General features: G+C 61.8%; 5 protein-coding genes. 3 read left to right on the forward strand and 2 right to left on the reverse strand.

Annotation, left to right across the window (positions count from 1 at the left end):
• The first annotated feature begins 59 nt into the window (after nucleotides 1–59).
• The 3 genes from pvdO (at nucleotide 60) to VD17_RS21935 (ending at nucleotide 5581) form a co-directional block, all read left to right on the forward strand.
• Nucleotides 60–938, forward strand: a complete 879-nt coding sequence (gene pvdO, locus VD17_RS21925; protein ID WP_046055631.1) for a dihydropyoverdine dehydrogenase — start codon at nucleotides 60–62, stop codon at nucleotides 936–938.
• Between the two features lie 278 nt (nucleotides 939–1216).
• Entirely contained in the window at nucleotides 1217–2866 is a 1650-nt protein-coding gene (locus VD17_RS21930; RefSeq protein WP_008152240.1) for a cyclic peptide export ABC transporter, read from the forward strand.
• Between the two features lie 237 nt (nucleotides 2867–3103).
• On the forward strand, nucleotides 3104–5581 hold the full coding sequence (locus VD17_RS21935) for a TonB-dependent siderophore receptor (protein WP_046055632.1): 2478 nt from the start codon (nucleotides 3104–3106) through the stop codon (nucleotides 5579–5581).
• Nucleotides 5582–5830: 249 nt separating this feature from the next.
• Here the strand turns inward: VD17_RS21935 and VD17_RS21940 are convergent, their stop codons facing one another.
• Together VD17_RS21940 and VD17_RS21945 are read right to left on the reverse strand one after the other, a co-directional pair.
• Nucleotides 5831–6787 (reverse strand): alpha/beta hydrolase, encoded by a 957-nt coding sequence (locus VD17_RS21940; RefSeq protein WP_046055633.1) that lies wholly within the window; start codon nucleotides 6785–6787, stop codon nucleotides 5831–5833.
• A 189-nt stretch (nucleotides 6788–6976) separates the two neighbouring features.
• Nucleotides 6977–18841 carry a non-ribosomal peptide synthetase gene (locus tag VD17_RS21945; RefSeq protein ID WP_046055634.1) on the reverse strand — a complete coding sequence of 3955 codons (11865 nt, stop codon included), beginning with the start codon at nucleotides 18839–18841 and terminating at the stop codon, nucleotides 6977–6979.
• Between the last annotated feature and the right edge of the window lie 18 nt (nucleotides 18842–18859).

The raw sequence follows: 18859 nt of genomic DNA on the forward strand, positions 1-18859 counted from the left end.
CAGGCTCACTCCTACATTGGACCTTACAAGACTCCAGTTTTTTCTGAACGAGACACCTCATGAACCGTGATCTGCTGACCCTGCCGCTCAAGGCACTCACACTGACAGCCCTCATGGCCGGCCTGTTGCCGGCTACCGCGCTAGCTGCGGCAACGGCGCAACCGGGCAAAGTGTTCAAGGACTGCCGGGACTGCCCGGAAATGGTCGTGCTGCCCGCCGGCACCTTCACCATGGGCACCCCCGATGATGAAGTCGGTCGCGAACCCGATGAAGGTCCGATGCATGACGTGACTTTCGCCAAACCGTTCGCCATGAGCCGCTTCCAGGTCACCGCCGGTGAATGGGACAGCTACGTGCGCGAGAGTGGCGTGACCATCGCCAACGGCGACACCCGGCCGGGTCGCGAGTGCGTCGCCAGCAAGCCGCGCTATCCGCAGAGCCCGCGCCAGCCGGCGGTGTGCATGAACTTCGACGACGTGAAAAACTACGTCGCCTGGCTGTCGAAAAAAACCGGGCAGACGTACCGCATGGTCAGCGAGGCTCAACGCGAATATGCCTCGCGTGGCGGCAGCAAAGGGCCGTTCCCCTTCCCGTTCGATGAGGGCAAGGAATACAGCATCAGCAAACACGCCAACACCTATGGTCCGGCGGACGGTTACAGCTTCAGCTCGCCAGTGGGCAGCTACCCGCCGAACGCCTTCGGCCTGTACGACATGCACGGCAACGTTTACGAATGGGTCGAAGACTGCGAACACCCTGATTACGTCGGTGCCCCCACCGATGGCAGCGCCTGGGTCGAGCCAAAATGCGAAGCCGTGCGGATTCGTGGCAACGACTGGGGCGAAGCGCCGGTGTTCTCGCGCTCCGGCAACCGCAACAGCCAGTACCCGCAAGAACGCGGCGACTGGATGGGATTCCGCATCGTGCGCGACCTCTAACCCGCAACCCCCAAAGTTTCTGGATGACGGTGTTCTTTGTAGAAGCTGTATAGGAGCTGCGTAGGAGCTGTGTAGGAGCTGTCGAGTGAAACGAGGCTGCGATCTTTTGACTTTGATTTTTTAAGACAAGATCAAAAGATCGCAGCCTCGTTTAACTCGGCAGCTCCTACAGGGTTTTGTGTGGCACGCCCCGCCGCCAGTCGGCACCCCGCTAAATTAAGCCTTCCACCAGACGTTCTACTGGGTATCTGCCTTTACGACCCAAGGAACTGTCTTCCATGACCCAGCCTACCCGTGGTGCCATCGGCGAATTGTTCGCCCTGTTGAAACCCTTTCGGCTCATCGTTGCCGCGTCCATTTTCCTGGGCATGGTTGGCGGCCTGAGCGTCACGGTATTGCTGGCGACCATCAACAACGCCCTGCATTCGGACACCGGCCTGACCCAAGGCGTCGTCGCCCTGTTCGCCGGCCTGTGCCTGCTGGCGCTGGCCAGTTCGATCTGCTCGGACATCGGCACCAACTATGTCGGCCAGCACATCATCGCCAAGCTGCGCAAACAGCTCGGTGAAAAGGTCCTGTCGGCACCGATCGAACAGATCGAGCGCTATCGCAGCCACCGTTTGATCCCGGTACTGACCCACGACGTCGACACCATCAGCGACTTCGCTTTCGCCTTTGCGCCGCTGGCCATTTCCGTCACCGTGACCCTGGGTTGCATGGGTTACCTGGCCATTCTGTCGTGGCCGATGTTCCTGATCATGGTCGCCGCCATTCTGATCGGCACGGCGATTCAGGCCTACGCCCAGAGCAAAGGGGTGCAGGGATTCATGGCCGCCCGAGAGGCCGAAGATGAACTGCAAAAGCACTACAACGCGATTGCCGAAGGTGCCAAGGAACTGCGCATTCATCGCCCACGCCGCCAGCGCATGTTCGTCTCGGGCATCAAGGCCACGGCCGAGTTCATCTGCAACACCCAGGTGCGTTCGATCAACACTTTCGTGATCGCCAAGACGTTCGGCTCGATGCTGTTCTTCGTGGTCATCGGCCTGGCCCTGGCCCTGCAAACCTTCTGGCCGAGCGCCGACAAAACCGTGATGAGCGGCTTCGTGCTGGTGCTGCTGTATATGAAAGGCCCGCTGGAGCATTTGATCAGCACATTGCCGATTGTCAGCCGCGCGCAAATCGCCTTCCGCCGCATCGCCGAACTGTCGGAACAGTTTTCCACCCCGGAACCGCATCTGCTACTGAGCGATAAAGGCAACGTCAAGCAAGCGGTGCACGAACTGAAACTGGCCGATGTACGTTTCAGCTTCCCGGCTGCCGAAGGTGCTGCACCTTTCCAGCTCGGGCCGGTGAACCTGACGATCAAGCAAGGCGACATCACCTTTATTGTCGGCGAGAACGGGTGCGGCAAGACCACGCTGATCAAACTGCTGCTGGGCCTGTACACGCCGCAGCAGGGTGCAATCCACGTTAACGGCGAAGTGATCGACGCCGCCAACCGCGATGACTATCGCCAGTTGTTCACCACGATTTTTGCTGACTATTACCTGTTCGACGACGTGGTTCAGGGCGATACGCACATCCCCGAAGACGCCAACAAATACCTGCAACGGCTGGAGATCGCGCACAAAGTCAGCGTCAAGGACGGCAACTTCACCACCACCGACCTCTCCACCGGCCAGCGCAAACGCCTGGCCCTGGTCAATGCGTGGCTGGAGGAACGTCCGGTGCTGGTGTTCGATGAATGGGCGGCCGACCAGGACCCGACCTTCCGCCGGATTTTCTATACCGAGCTGCTGCCGGACCTTAAGCGTCTGGGCAAAACCATCATTGTGATCTCCCACGATGACCGTTACTTCGACGTGGCGGACCAACTGGTGCGCATGGAAAGCGGACGGGTCGTCACTGAGCTGGCTCCCGCCTGATTACTGATTACCTGTGGGAGCGAGCTTGCTCGCGATGGGGCCATCACATTCAACATTGATGGCGACTGATCCAACGCCATCGCGAGCAAGCTCGCTCCCACAGGTTTCTCGAACTTTCTGCTTCCTCAGAAAAATATTTGACGGGTTTCTTTCCGGTTTCTCGCTCGTGCTGCGTCTAATAATCATTCTTATTAACAAAAACTCTGCACAACATTTTTTCAGGAGCTCAGGTAAGTAATGCGACCTCACACACGCCGCACACCTCTCGCGCTGGCCGTACAGCGCCCGACTTTGCATCGCACCCTGTTCACTAGCGTACTGCTGACCGCCACCTTGCTGGGGAGCTCGATGGCCAATGCTGCACCTGTAAAAGTGAATATTGCAGGTCAATCGCTTTCCAACGCGCTGACCGAACTGGGCATGCAGACCAATCTGCAAATCCTCTATAGCCCGGATCAGGTTGCAGGGATCAAGTCTCGTGCGGTGTCCGGTTCGCTGGAACCGTCCGACGCCCTCGCCGCCCTGCTGAAAGGCACTGGCATTTCGTTCCAGATCAGCGGCAATACCGTCACCTTGGTGTCCGGCGGCGGCTCGAGCCTGCAACTGGGCGCGACCACCATTTCCGGCCAGGCTCTGGGCCTGACCACTGAAGATACCCATTCCTACACCACCGGCGCGACGACCACCGCGACCAAGCTGCCGTTGACCCTGCGTGAAACGCCGCAATCGGTGACCGTGGTGACGCGTCAGCAAATGGATGATCGCGGTGTCACCAGCGTCGCCGACGCGTTGCGCAACACCCCTGGCGTTACGACACAGAAGTACGACAGTGACCGTACCGAGTTTTCCGCCCGTGGATTTGCCATCACCAACTTTCAGTACGACGGCGTCAACATTCCCTACGACGGCGTTTACGGTGAAAACCCTAACAACAGCGACGACGCGGCCAGCCTCGACCGCATCGAAGTCATCAAAGGCGCGACCGGCCTGATGACCGGCGCGGGCGACCCGTCCGCCACCGTCAACCTGGTGCGCAAGAAGCCGACCAAGGAATTCAAGGCGTCGGTCAGTGCCACCGCCGGCTACTGGGACAACTACCGCACCGAAGGCGACATCTCCGGTTCGCTGAACGATTCCGGCAGCGTGCGCGGCCGCTTCGTCGGTGCCCTCCAGGATAAAGATTCGTACATCGATCATTACAGCCAGAAGAAAGACCTGTTCTACGGCATCCTCGAAGCCGACCTGACGGACGATACCCTGCTGACCCTGGGCGTCGACAAGTCCAGTGCTACCCCGCGCGGCAGTTCCTGGACCGGTAACGCGCCGTACTACACCGACGGCGGCCGCACCGACTTCTCTCGCAGTTTCAACCCGGGTGCCGACTGGAGCCGTCGTGATTTCGACAGCACCACTTACTTCGCGTCGCTGGAACAAGCACTCACCAATGACTGGAAATTCAAGGCCAGCTTCGACCAGAAAACCACCGATCACGACACCCAACTGGCCTCGGCCAGCGGCGGCAGCCCGGACCGCGCCACCGGCGAAGGCATGTTCTTTTACTGGGGTCGTTGGGAAGGCCATCGCGTGCAGAACACCGCTGACGTGAACGTCTCGGGCCCGTTCAGCCTGGGCGGTCGCGAGCATGAACTGGTGGCAGGTTTCATGGCCTCCCACTCCCGTCAGACCGGTTCAACTTTCGACAGCAGCGCCTTCGGACAGGTGACGGGCAACATTTTTGACTGGGAAGGCCATCTGGCGAAACAGGACTTCCCGAAAAACGGCAAGTACGAGCGCACCCAGAGCCAGAACGGCGCTTACCTGGCCACGCGCCTGCGTCCGACGGACGACCTGTCGTTCATCCTTGGCGGCCGTGTGAGCACCTACAAGTACAACGAGGATTACTCCTACTATCCAGGCACCGGCCAGACCGACACCCACGCCAGCTACAAGGAACATGGCGTCGTCACGCCCTACGCCGGTGTGGTCTATGACCTGGACGATACCTACTCGGTGTACGGCAGCTACACCAGCATCTACCAGCCACAAATCTACCAGGACGCCAGCGGCAAAACCCTGGAGCCGGTTGAAGGCAAGAGCTACGAGACCGGCCTGAAGGCGGCCTACTTCGAAGGCAGGCTGAACGCCAGCCTGGCCTTGTTCCGCATCGAACAGGACAACGTCGCCCAATACGTCACCACCGACACGAACACCGGCCGGGACGTCTACAAAGCAATCGCCGGCGCCACCACCAACGGTGTGGAACTGGAACTGGCCGGCGAACTGGCTCAGGACTGGAACGTGTCTGCCGGCTACACCTACGCCCGTACCCGTGACAAGGACGAACAACGCATCTTCGGTTTCCCGCTGGCCACCAGCAAACCGGAACACGTGATTCGTACGTTCACCACCTACCGTCTGCCCGGCGCGCTGGACCAGTTCACCGTCGGTGGCGGCATCAGCTGGCAGAGCGCTTTTTACGGCCAGAGCTACAGCCCCAACGTGGGCGGTGGCGTGGGCGGCAGCACCATGCTCAAGCAAGGTGGCTACACCCTCGTGGACCTGATGACCCGTTTTCAATACGACGAGCACCTGAGCTTCACCGCCAATGCCAACAACGTCTTCGACAAGAAGTACCTGACGGGCCTGGGCAACTTCGGCACCACGTTCTACGGCGAGCCACGTAACCTGCAGATCACTGCGAAGTATGATTTCTGAGTGGCTGAACTGAAATGAAAAATGCCCGTATTGCGAGATACGGGCTTTTTTTATGGGCGATGATTTGTGGTGAGTCTCATGCCGCCATCGCGAGCAAGCTCGCTCCCACAGTGGATTTTCGGCGCTCACAAAACCCTTGTGGGAGCGAGCTTGCTCGCGATGGCGGCATGAGCCTCACCCAAACCTCCTGAGCCAGACACAAAAAAACCGCCACCCCTGACCCAGGCATGGCGGTATTTTCATTTCATCTCAAACCCGCGAACGAACCCACTCCGCCACTTCAGCATGAATCCCCTCAACCTCCCCCAACAACCCCGCCATACGCAAAAAGTCATGGGTCATCCCAGGCTGTTCCAGCAACGTCACCTCATTCCCCGCAGCACGCAGCCGCTCGGCATACGCCAACCCTTCGTCATGCAATGGATCATGCCCGGCCAGGTACACCAGCGCCGGCGCCACACCCGAGAGATCCTCTGCCAGCAACGGCGAGCACCGCCAATCCGCCAGATCTTGCGGCGTGCGCCCGTAATGCGCATAGAACCAATCCAGCGTCGGCGTCTCCAGCAAATAACCCTCGGCAAAATCCCGATGCGACGCGCGCTGGGTCGTGGCATCCGTCACCGGGTACACCAACAATTGCGCGTTGGGTTTCAACGCCAGTTCATCAGGTTCACGCACCGCCATGATCGACAACACCGTCGCCAGTGTCGCGCCCACGCTGTCACCGGCCACGGCCACTCGCGTTGCGTCCAAGCCACGCGTCGCGCCCTCACGAACCAGCCAGTTCCCCGCATCGCAGGCATCCTGCACCGGCGTCGGGAACCGCCATTCCGGCGCCAGGCGATAATCCACCGTCAACAAGGCAAAACCCCCTTGGGAGGCCAGCCGCCGGCACAGTGCGTCATGGGAATCGAGACTGCCGACCACATACCCGCCGCCATGGAAATACAACACCACCGGTTGCAGCCCATCGACCGTTTGCCCGTCGCGATACACCCTTGCCGACAAGCTGTGGCCATCTCGCGCGGCGATGGTGAAGTCCTCGCAGGCAACGCTGTCCAGCGGCACATCGAGAAACCCCGACGACGCTTCAAAATCGAGCCGCGCCTGTTGCGGCGACTGTTCGTGCATCGCGCGACTTTTGCCGGTCATCCGGCCGAACTCGGCGAGTTCTAGAAATGCTTCAAGTTCTGGCAAAACAGCCATGGGACGAATCCTTCTACACAAAAAGGTCAATAATCGAGCAATACAAAAACTGGAAACGAGCGGCGCTTGTGTAGGAGCTGCCGAGTGAAACGAGGCTGCGATCTTTTGATCTTGATCTTGAAAACAAGATCAAAAGATCGCAGCCTCGTTTCACTCGACAGCTCCTACAGGGGACCGTGGCACTCCCGTTTAAGCGATTGCCATGCGGTGTTCGAGCAAGTCTTCAAGCTCATCGAGCAACTCATCACCGCGCAGCAGCTCGTAATGCCCGCCCGCCAACAAGCGATCAACGCCATGGCTGCCGACCTGGGCCTCAAACACCCGACGTTCATCGTCGCGCTCGGCCACCCACCAGCGATGCGCCTTAATCTGAATCGCCGGCAGTTGCCGCTGCGCCAGCGCCAGTTGCTTGAGGCGTGAGCCGGTGGCGAAGATCTGCGTGAGTTCCCCTGCACCCAACGCGGCTTGCTCATTGGAACCGTGCATCGCCGCCTCGATCACCGCCGTGGAACCCTCGCGTTCATTCAAATCAGCGGCTTTCAGCGCAATCAGCGCCTGAGCCTCATCGGCCGGCAGACCGAGCACAAACGTCAGGAAGTCGCCCAGGTCCTCGCGCCAGTCCCCCGCCTCTGCAGTGCCCGCCACGTAACTGTCGACCAGCCCGGCAAACGCGACCGTCTCACCCTGGGTTTCCAGTTCGTGGGCGACCAATTGCGTCAACGCCCCACCCAACGACCAGCCCAGCAAGTAATACGGCCCGTTGGCCTGCTGACTGCGAATCCGTTGCGCATAGGCTTGAGCCATGGCCAACAGCGACTCGTCCTGCCAGTGCGGGTCAAGCAGCATCCGGCATTGCAGGCCGTACACCGTGCGCCGGCCTTCCAGTCGGCGAGCCAGCGGTTCGTAGTCGAACACCGTGCCGAAACCGGCGTGCAGGCAGAACAGCGCCGGCACGTTGGGGATCCGCGCATTCAGCGCCAGCAACGGGTCCGGCGCAGACGCCGGTTCGGCAGCCTGATAGCCACTGAGTTCGGCGATGCACGGTTTCTGCATCAGGTCGCGCAGTTTCAATTCGAAGCCCAGTTGTGGCTGGCTGCGTACCCGCGAGATGACTTTAAGCACCTGCAACGAGTCGCCGCCGAGTTCGAAGAAGTTGTCATCGATGCCCACATGCGGCACGCCGAGCACCTCTTGCCAGATCGCGGCCAGCGCCGTTTCCAGTGCGTTGCGCGGTGCGCGATAGCCGCCGAGCGCCCATTCCGGTGTCGGCAGTGCGCGACGGTCGAGCTTGCCGTTGGCCGACAGCGGGAAACGCTCCAGCACCAGGATTCGCGCCGGCACCATGTAATCCGGCAGTTGCGCTTGCAGTTCAGACTTCAAGCGACGGTCCAGCCCGACTGCACCAGCGGCCACCACATAACCGACCAATTGCTTGCCGGTCGGCGTGTCGTGCACCACCACGGCGGCATCCTGCACCCCGGCGCAGTCGCGCAGGCGGGCTTCGATTTCGCCGAGTTCGATGCGGAAACCACGGATCTTCACTTGCTGGTCGAGACGCCCCAGGTAGTCGATCAACCCGCACTCGCGCTGGCGCACCAGGTCGCCGGTGCGGTACATGCGGCCACCGGCCTCGAACGGGTCTGGAATGAAACGCTCGGCGCTCATGCCAGGACGCTGGTGATAACCGCGCGCCAGGCATTCGCCGCCCAGGTACAACTCGCCGCTGACACCGACCGGCAACGGATTGAGGTCGGCATCGAGCACGTACAAGCCACGCCCGGCCACACCACGACCAATCGGCGCATACGCCGCGTCGCAGGTTTCGCTGACCTCGGCACGCCACAACAAAGGCGTGACCACGGTTTCGGTCGGGCCGTAACCGTTGACCAGACGCTGCGGACGCAGCGCCCGTTTGACCTGCTCGAAACTGGCCTCCGGCACCGCATCACCGCCAAAGCAATACACCTCGACCGCCGGCGGATTACCCAGACGCTCGGCCACCTCGGCCATCTGTTGCAGGTACGCCGGCGGGAAGCAGGCCACGGTGACGGCGTGACGCTGCAACACTTCCAGGGTTTGTTCCGGGGTCCACAAACTGTCATCGCGGATCACCAGACTGCCACCGGCCAGCAACACACTCAGCCAACGCTCCTGAGCACCGTCGAAAGCGAACGACATGAAGTGCAACTCGCGGCTGCGCGGTGCCAGTTCGTAGAGCTCGATGATGCCGCGGCAATGCCGGGCAATCGGTCCGCGCGCCACGGCCACGCCTTTCGGTTGGCCAGTGGAGCCGGAGGTGTAGATCAGATACGCGAGATGTCCCGGCAGCGGTCGGGAAACCGGGCACTCAATGTTGTCGGCAACGCTCAACTGATCGAGCAACAGCCGTGGCGGGCTGTCGGCCAGGGTCAGTCGTTCGCCCAGATCACTGTTGCAAAGCAACAGACTGGCCGCTGAATCGCTCAACATGTAAGCCAGTCGCTCGGCCGGGTACGCCAAGTCCAAAGGCAGGTAAGCCGCCCCTGCTTTCAGCACCGCAAGGAACGCAACGATGGTGCGCTCGGAACGCGGCAGCGCCACTGCCACCAGACTTTCCGGCCCGATGCCGCGACCGATCAGTTGCTGTGCCAACCCATTGGCCTGCGCCTCAAGCTGTGCATAACTGACTTCCCGATCCTCGCAGATCAAGGCGACATTCTGCGGTTGTGCTTTTACGTGTTGATTGAATGCGTGCAGCAAATCGGCATTGTCGTCGGACACCTGCGGCAGACTTAAACGTGCCTCAGGCAAGCCAATGTTGCCGAGCAGACAAGCAGCATCCTCAGGCAGCGCACGCAGCAACCCTTCGAGCTGAGCACGAATCCGCTCAACTTCCACTTCACTAAAGCGATCACGCAGGAACAGGTACTCAACTTCCAGGCCTTCTTCGTTGGCGCTGACCATCAAGTCCATCGGGAAGTTGGTGACGCCGCCACTGCCGACTTCGGCAAAGCGCAGCTCACCTTCCTCACCTCCTTTCAAGGCGCGGTCCACCGGATGGTTTTCGAACACGATGATGCTGTCGAACAAGCCCTGGCCACCCTGCCCGGCCCAGCGCTGAATGTCCGACAACGGCGTGTGTTCGTAGTCGCGAACCATCAGGTTGTAATCCTGCAAGTTGCGCAGCCACTCGCCCAACGGTTGTTGCGGGTCGAGGGACTGGATCACCGGCAAGGTGTTGATGAACAGGCCGAGCATGTCCTGCGCACCGACCAACCCGGTCGGACGCCCCGCTACCGTGGCGCCGAACGCGACACTGCGTTGGCCGCTGTGGCGTTGCAACAGCAACAACCACGCGCCTTGCACCAGCGTGTTCAATGTCACGCGCTGACGCTTGGCGAAGCTGTGCAGTTTGCGCGTCGCCTCAGCGTCGAGGTGGCTGTACATCACGCCGTGACCGGAACCCGCCGCACCCGAAGCCTTGGCCAGAATGGTCGGCTCTTCGAGCAACGCCAGGCGCTCGCGCCAGAACCCTTCCGCCTGCGCACCGTCCTGGCGTTGCAGCCAGGCGATGTAATCGGCGTAGCGACCGGTCAGGGTCGGCAGAGTGTCGTTGTGGTACAGGCGCAACATGTCGCCCAACAGGCGCGAGGCGCTCCAGCCGTCCAGCAACAAGTGATGGTAAATCCAGATCATCTGGTAACGGTCATCACCCAGGCGCACCAGGATGAAACGCATCAGCGGCGGACAGTTCAGGTCGAAGCCTTTGGCCTGTTCCGCCGCCGCCAGTTCGTTCAGCGCCTGTTCGGTGTCGGTGCGGTCACGCCAGTCGAGTTCTTCGATCGGCAGCTCGACATCGGCGAACACCGCTTGCAGCGGATCGGCCAGACCATCACGCCAGCGGAACGCCGCGCGCAGCACTTCATGACGTTCAACCAAGGTTTGCCAAGCGGCACGGAAACGCGGCACCTGCAAACCGTCCACCGCCACGCTCAACTGGTTGACGTATGGGTTCAGCTCTGGCGAATCGAGGCAATGGAAGAGCATGCCTTGCTGCATCGGCGACAGCGGATACAGGTCTTGCAGCCCCTCACGGGCCGCGATGTCGATGTGCGGCACCAGCGCAAAAGCAGGGACTTTCGGCGCTTCAACCAACGCTGATTCACGACTGGTCGCCACCGCAGCGAGGGCCCGAATGGTTTGCTGCTCGAACAGTTGCTTCGGACTGAACACCAGCCCGCGCTGCCCGGCACGACTCACCGCTTGCAGCGAGATGATCGAGTCGCCGCCCAGTTCGAAGAAGTTCTCGGTGACGCCCACCGACTCCAGCCCCAGCAGTTCTTGCCAGATGTCCACCAGCAACGCTTCGGCCGGCGACGCGGCGGCCACTTGATCGTGGTTCTGCCGAGTGGCTTCAGGCGCTGGCAAGCCTTGGCGATCAAGCTTGCCGTTCGGCGTCAGCGGCAACGCGGCCAGGCACATCAAATGCGCTGGCAGCATGTGCGCCGGCAATCGACTGCGCAGGTGCAAGGTCAGCGTTTCACGCAACTCGTGCTCGTCGGCGAGCGGATCGCGCGGCACCACATAACCCACCAACTGACGACTCACCGGGCCTTCGCGATCGATCACGAAGGCTTCACGCACGCCTTCGTGTTCCAGCAGGCAGGCTTCGATTTCACCGAGCTCGATACGGAAACCGCGAATCTTCACTTGCTGGTCGATACGGCCGAGGTATTCAACAACGCCGTCGGCGCGGAACCGCGCGAGGTCGCCACTGCGATACAAACGCGCACCCGGCACGAAGGGATCCGGCACGAAGCGTTCAGCGGTCAGGTCGGGACGTTGATGGTAACCACGGGCGACGCCCTCGCCGCCCAGGTACAACTCGCCCGACACGCCAACCGGCAACGGCTGCAAACCGCCGTCCAGAATATAGGCGCTGCGGTTGCCGACTGGCCGGCCAATCGGCATGAACGCCGAGTCGAACTCAGTGTCCGGATACGCCAGCCAGATCAGTGGCGTGATCACCGTTTCGGTCGGGCCATAGCCGTTGATCAGGCGCTTGGGTTGCAGCACTTGCTGCACTTCATCGAACGCATGTTTGGCCATGCCTTCACCGCACGGGGTGTAGGAGCGGATCGGTAGATCACGCCCCGCTTCGCCCATGAAATCGGCGATCTGCGACAGATAGGTCGGGGTGAAGCAGGCGATGGTGATGCCGTGCTTTTCGATCTCGGCGCAAGTGCGCTCCACGCTCCACAACTCGTCGTCACGGGGCATCACCGCCGAACCGAACACCAGCGGCGTCAGCCAGCGCTCGTGAGCACCGTCGAAGCTGATCGAAGCGAATTGCAATTCGCGATCGTCCGGCGTCATGCCGTACAGCTCGCCAATCGACAGACAATGCATGGCCAGCGGACCGTGGGCCACGCTGACGCCTTTCGGCCGCCCGGTGGAGCCCGAGGTGTAAATCAGGTACGCGAGGTTTTCGCCGCAGGTCAGGTTGACCGGGTTGGTGTCGGCCATGAACTCCAGCGGCTCGCGGTCGATTTCAAGCACCGACAGGCCTTCCGGCAAGGGCAGTTTTTCCCGCAGCCATGATTGGCTGATCAGCAGCGAAATGCCGCTGTCTTCCATCAGATAACGCAGGCGTTCGGCCGGGTACGCCGGGTCCAGCGGCACGTAAGCACCGCCGGCCTTGAGGATCGCCAGCAGGCCAATGATCATCTCCGGCGAACGCTGCATCGCCAGGCCGACCCGCACTTCCGGGCCGATACCCAGTGCGCGCAGGCGGTGGGCCAATGGGTTGGCGCGGCGGTTGAGTTGGTCGAAGCTCAATTCCAGATCGTTGAAGATCAGCGCGGTGGCATCCGGTCGGATGACGGCCTGAGCCTCGATCAACTGATGCACGCAGAGCGGGTTTTCTGTCGCGGTAAATGCCGGGTTCCACTCCACTAACTGTTGCGCACGTTCCGGCGCGGTCAGCAGGTCGAGTTCACTCAATGCAGCGTGTGGCGCGGCGACCATCGCTGCCAGCAGCGCGGCCAGGTGCTCGCTCATGCGGGCAATCGCCTCGGCGCTGAACTGGGCGCACTGGTAGCTCCAGTTCAGGCTGAGCCGGCTTTCGGCAGTGGCCGCCAGGGTCAGCGGGAAGTTGGTGCGTTCATGGTTCTGCGGGATCGAGAAGCTCAAACCGGCGGGCGCGCCCTGTTGCAGCGCTTCGGCCACCGGGAAGTTTTCGAATACCAGCAGGCTGTCGAACAGTGGTTCGCCGGCACGCCCGGCCCAGCGCTGAATGTCACTCAATGCGGTGAATTCATGCTCACGCAATTCCAGGTTCTGCGCCTGCAAGCGGGTCAGCCACTGGCCGACGCTTTCAACCGCGTCCGGGCTGCTGATTACCGGCAAGGTGTTGATGAACAGACCGAGCTGACTTTCAGCACCCGGCAAGTCCACCGGACGCCCCGCCACGGTCGCGCCGAACGCGACGCTGCGTTGACCGCTGTAGCGTTGCAGCAACAGTGCCCAGGCACCTTGGACCAAGGTGTTGAGCGTCACCTTTTGCTGACGGGCAAAGTCGCTGAAGCGTTGGCTGGTGGCGACATCGAAGGTCTGTCGGTGGTCGGCAAACTCCGTCGTCGACAGATTTTTACTGTCGCCATGGGCCAGGCTCTGCGCCAACAGGGTCGGGTTGTCGAGGGTCGCCAGTTGCTCGCACCAGAACAGTTCATCAGCCTGCGCATCCTGACGTTGCAGCCAGCCGATGTAGTCAGCGAAACGCCCGGTTGGCGCCTGCACGTCTTGCCCGGCATAACGCTGCAGGACTTCGCTCAACAGCAGTGAGTTACTCCAGCCATCGAGCAACAGGTGATGGTGGGTGTAGATCAGTTGCTGACGCTCATCGTCGAGTCGCACCAGGGTCAAACGCATCAACGGCGCGCGAGTCGAATCGAGTTGCAGACGCTCGCTGTCGATCAGTTGAACCACTGCTTCGGCCTGATCGCTGCGGCCGCGCCAGTCGAGGCAGGTCATCGGCAATTGCAGATGGCGATGCACCAACTGCACCGGCGCTTCGAAGCCGTCGGGGAAATGGAAACTGCTGCGCAGGATCGGATGAGTGTCGAGCACCGCTTGCCACGCGCGGCCGAGCCGTTCGGCATCGAGGCCACGGGCTTCGACGCTGAGCTGATTCACGTAGGCGCCGGAATCGGATTCGTACAAGCTGTGGAACAACAAACCGGCCTGCATCGGCGACAGCGGATACAGGTCCTCGATTTGCGCCGGTGGCACCGGCAGGCCATCGAGTTGCGCCTGGGTCAGGCGTGCCAACGGGAAGTCCGCCGGGGTCACGCCGCCCGCGCCATCGCTCAGGCAATGGGCGATCAACGCCAACAGTTCACTGCGGAAATCCGCTGCCAGCGTTTCGATCTCGCGCAGGTCAAAGCATTCGCGGCTGAAGGTCCAGTCGAGCTTCAGTTCACCGCCATAGACCTGACCGTCCACCGACAACCAGTTCGGCAACGGTGCGTCGGCCGATTGCGCGGCACCGCTGGATTCGCGAGCCGGCGTGAACAGTGCGTCTTCGGCAAAGCTCTGGTCGAACTGGCCGAGGTAGTTGAACGTCACGCGTGCTTGCGGCAATGCGGCCAACGCCGTTTGGGTCGACGCATCGCCCATGTAGCGCAACAGGCCGTAGCCCATGCCTTTGCCGGGGATTTCGCGCAGTTGCTGCTTGATTGCCTTGATCGAACCCGGGAGGTCGACGGTCGGCGTCAGGCTCACCGGGAACAGGCTGGAGAACCAGCCGACGGTGCGGGTCAGGTCGATATCGTCGAACAGCTCTTCGCGGCCATGGCCTTCAAGCTGAATCAGCGCTGAGGCGTGGCCGGTCCAGCGGCTGAGGGTGCGGGCCAGTGAGGTCAGCAGCAGGTCGTTGACCTGAGTGCGATAGATCGCTGGCGCCTGTTGCAGCAACTGACGGGTCTGTTCGCGGTCGAGGCCAATGCTGACGCCTTGGCGCAGATGCCCGGCCTGACTGGCCTGAGCATTGGCCACTGGCAGCGAATCATTCGCCTCGCTCAGTTGCGCCTGCCACCAGTTCAGTTCGCTGGCGACAGTTTCGGAGCGTGCATAGTTGTCGAGTTTGTCTGCCCAGGCCTGAAAGGCGCTGGTCTTCGGCGGCAGGTCTTGCCCAAGGTAGGCGGCCTGCAAATCTTCCAGCAACACCCGCCAGGACACACCGTCCACCGCCAAGTGGTGGATCACCAACAGCAACCGCTGCGAGCCATCGGCCTGAGCGATCAACGCCACGCGCAGCAGCGGTCCGTCTTGCAGACTGAGGCTGCGCTGGGCTTCATCGCACACCGATTCCAGTGAGGCATCGCTGGCCACACGAGCGGTCCATAGCATGTCGATCACATCGCAGCTGTCGGCCCCGACGTAACGCGCCGACCACCCTGTGGGAGCGAGCTTGCTCGCGATGAGGCCAGCACAGGCACCATCGATGTTGCCTGCCCCAACGCCATCGCGAGCAAGCTCGCTCCCACAGGGATCCTGCAGGGATTGCGGCTGACTGAAGCGCAAACGCAGGGCATCGTGTTGCTTGAGCAGGCGTTGCAGCGCGGCTTGCAGACGCGGCAATTCGAGGGTTTCGCGCGGCACCAGCAGCACCGCCTGGTTCCAGTGCGCGCGTTGCGGGATCGGCTCATCGAAGAACCAGCGCTGGATTGGCGTGAGTTTCTGTACACCGTCCACCGGCCCTTGTTGCGCCAGCGGTGCGGCCTGTTCTTTGACCACGGCGGCCAGCGCTTGCAAGGTTTGTTGCTGGAACAGGTCGCGCGGTTGCAGGCTCAGACCGGCACGGCGTGCACGGCTGACCACTTGAATCGAAATAATCGAGTCGCCGCCCAGTTCAAAGAAGTTGTCCTGACGCCCGACCTGCTCCACGCCCAACACGTCCTGCCAGATCTGCGCCAGCACCTGTTCGTGTTCGCTGCGTGGCGCTTCGAAGGCGCGTTGGCTGACGTGTGCGGTCGGTGCCGGCAGGTGTTTACGGTCGAGTTTGCCGTTCGGGCTCAGCGGCATTTGTTCGATCAGCACGGTCTGCGCCGGCACCATGTAGTCCGGCAGGCTCGCCAGCAGATGGCTTTTCAGGGTTTCGCGCCATGCGCCTTGCTGCTCGGCATCGGCGCCGACCAAGGCTCGATCTTGCGGCACGATGTACGCAACCAGTTGCTTGCCGCTCGGGCCATCGAGGGCCAGCACCACGGCTTCCTGTACATCGGCATGTTCTTGCAGACGCGCTTCGATTTCACCGAGTTCGATGCGCAAACCGCGAATCTTCACTTGATGGTCAATACGCCCGCAGTAGTCGATGGCGCCGTCAGCGCGATAGCGCGCCAGGTCGCCGGTGCGGTACAGGCGCTCGCCGCTGCCCAACGGATCGACCACGAAACGCTCGGCGGTCAGCGCACCACGGCGGTGATACCCACGCGCCAGACCGACACCGCCCAGGTACAACTCGCCCACCGCGCCCAACGGCAACAGTTGCAGTTCGCTGTCGAGAATGCAGGTGCGCAGGTTGGCGATCGGCCGACCGATCGGCACGCTGTCGCGCCCTTCTTCCACGCAGGTCCAATGGGTCACGTCGATGGCCGCTTCGGTCGGGCCGTAGAGGTTGTAGAGATTGGCTTGCGGCAGGCTACGCAGGGTCTGACGTTGCAGTTCCATCGGCAGCGCTTCACCGCTGCAAATGATCCGTTGCAGCGAGGTGCAGGCCAGCGCCTCGTCGGCAGCGATAAACGCCGAAAGCATCGATGGCACAAAGTGCAGCGTGGTGATCGCCTGTTCGACGACCAGCGCGGCCAGGCGTTGCGGATCGCGGTGCTCGCCGGGGGCGGCGATCACCAGCGTGGCGCCCTTCATCAGCGGCCAGAAAAACTCCCACACCGACACGTCGAAACTGAACGGCGTTTTTTGCAGCACGCGGTCAGTCGGCAGCAGGTTGTAGGCTTGCTGCATCCACTCCAGACGGTTATGCAGCGCCACATGGCGGTTGCCCGCGCCCTTGGGTTTGCCGGTGGAACCCGAGGTGTAAATCACATAGGCGAGGTTTTCGGCGACAGCCAGGTTTGGCAGATCGGAGCCCGGCAAGTCGCTCAGCCAATCGGCCTCGGCGTGCAGGTACAAGGTGCGCACGTTGTCCGGCGTCGGTAATTGCGCCAGCAGATGTTCCTGGGTCAGCAACAGCGAAATACCGCTGTCTTCGATCATGTAGCTCAGGCGATCGAGCGGGTATTCAGGGTCCAGCGGCACATAAGCGCCGCCGGCCTTGAGAATGGCCAACAGGCCGACGACCATTTCAAACGAGCGGTCGCAGGCAATCCCCACCAGCACTTCCGGGCCAACGCCCTGGGCGCGCAAGTGATGGGCCAAACGGTTGGCGCGCACATTCAGCTCGGCGTAACTCAGGCGCTGGCCCTGGAACACCAGCGCTGTCGCCTCGCCGTTTTCAGCTGCACGTGCTTCAAAATGGCGCTGCACGCAGACTTCGCCCGGGTAGGCCTGAGCGGTGTCGTTGAGGTCATCGAGGATGCGCAGGCGCTCATCGGCATCCAGCAATGGCAACTCGGCGAGTGGGCATTGCGGGTTCGCCAGCACACCGGCCAACAAATTCCGCCAATGACGCGCTAAATGCTCGATGCGCTCGGCGTCGAACAGATCGGTGGCATACGTCAGGCTGGCGAACAGCTTGTCGCCCTCCTCCTGCGTGTCCAGTTGCAGGTCGAATTGCGTGGTGTGCGCCGTGGCGTTCAGCGCTTCGACGCGCAGACCAGCGAGCAAACCGCTGACCGCCGCCGGTTTGGCTTGCTGGTGGTTGAACATCACCTGGAACAACGGGCTGTGGCTCAGGCTGCGTTCACCTTGCAGCGCCTGCACCAGACGCTCGAACGGCAAGTCCTGATAATCCTGGGCATTGAGCGACGCAGTGCGGGTCTGGTCGAGCAACTGACTGAACGGCAGGCGCCCGTCCAGCTCGGCACGCATCACCTGGGTGTTGACGAAGAAGCCGATCAGGCCACGGGTTTCCGCACGATTGCGGTTGGCAATCGGCACGCCGACTCGCAAGTCGGACTGCCCGCTGTAGCGATAGAGCAACGCCTGGAAGCTCGCCAGCAACAGCATGAACGGCGTGACGCCACGCTGTTTGGACAGGCTCATCAGACCGCTGGCCAAGGTCGCATCGAGGGCGAAATCCAGACGCGCACCGCGCTGGCTCGGTTGCGCCGGGCGTGGGCGATCAGTCGGCAATTCCAGCAGCGGTTGTTCGCTGCCCAGTGTTTCACGCCACCAATTAAGCTGACGTTCCAGCTCGCCCGCTTCCATCCAGCGGCGTTGCCACAGGGCGTAATCGGAATACTGAATCGGCAGCGCTTCCAGTACAGCATTCTGCCCTTGACAATGCGCAGCGTAGAGCCGGGAAAACTCCTCCACCAACACACCCATCGACCAGCCATCGGTGACGATGTGGTGCAAGGTCAGCAACAGCACATGGTCTTCGGCGTCGAGTTGCAACAGGCTGACCCGCAGCAGCGGACCGTGCTGGAGATCGAATGGCCGGGCGATGTCCTGCTCGACCGCTTTCATGGCCAGATCGAGACGCTGTTCCTGAGGCTCATCGCACAGGTCGATCCGTTCGATCGGCAGCGAGGTGAACCCGGCCAGTGTCTGCACCACCTGACCGTCATCCTCGACGAACCGGCTGCGCAGGCTCTGATGACGCTCCAGCAGCACGTCGAAACTCTGCTGCAACGCCGCGACATTCAGCGGCCCGTGCAAGCGCAGGGCGGCCGGAATGTTGTACGCCGAGCTCTGCGGATCAAGCTGCCAGAGGAACCATTGGCGCTGCTGCGCGTACGACAGTTCGAACGTCGTTTGCGGCTCGGCAGCGGGCGGTATCGGCAGTTGGCCGAAGCTCACGCCCTGCTCTTGCATGCGTTGCAGAAACTCGCGGCGCTTGTCAGTCGGCAGGCCGGCGAAGCGAGTGGCGATACGCTGGGCAGTGGTGTGTTCCATCAGTTGATCTCCATCTCG

Source organism: Pseudomonas fluorescens (genome assembly GCF_000968015.1).
Lineage (GTDB): Bacteria > Pseudomonadota > Gammaproteobacteria > Pseudomonadales > Pseudomonadaceae > Aquipseudomonas > Aquipseudomonas fluorescens_W.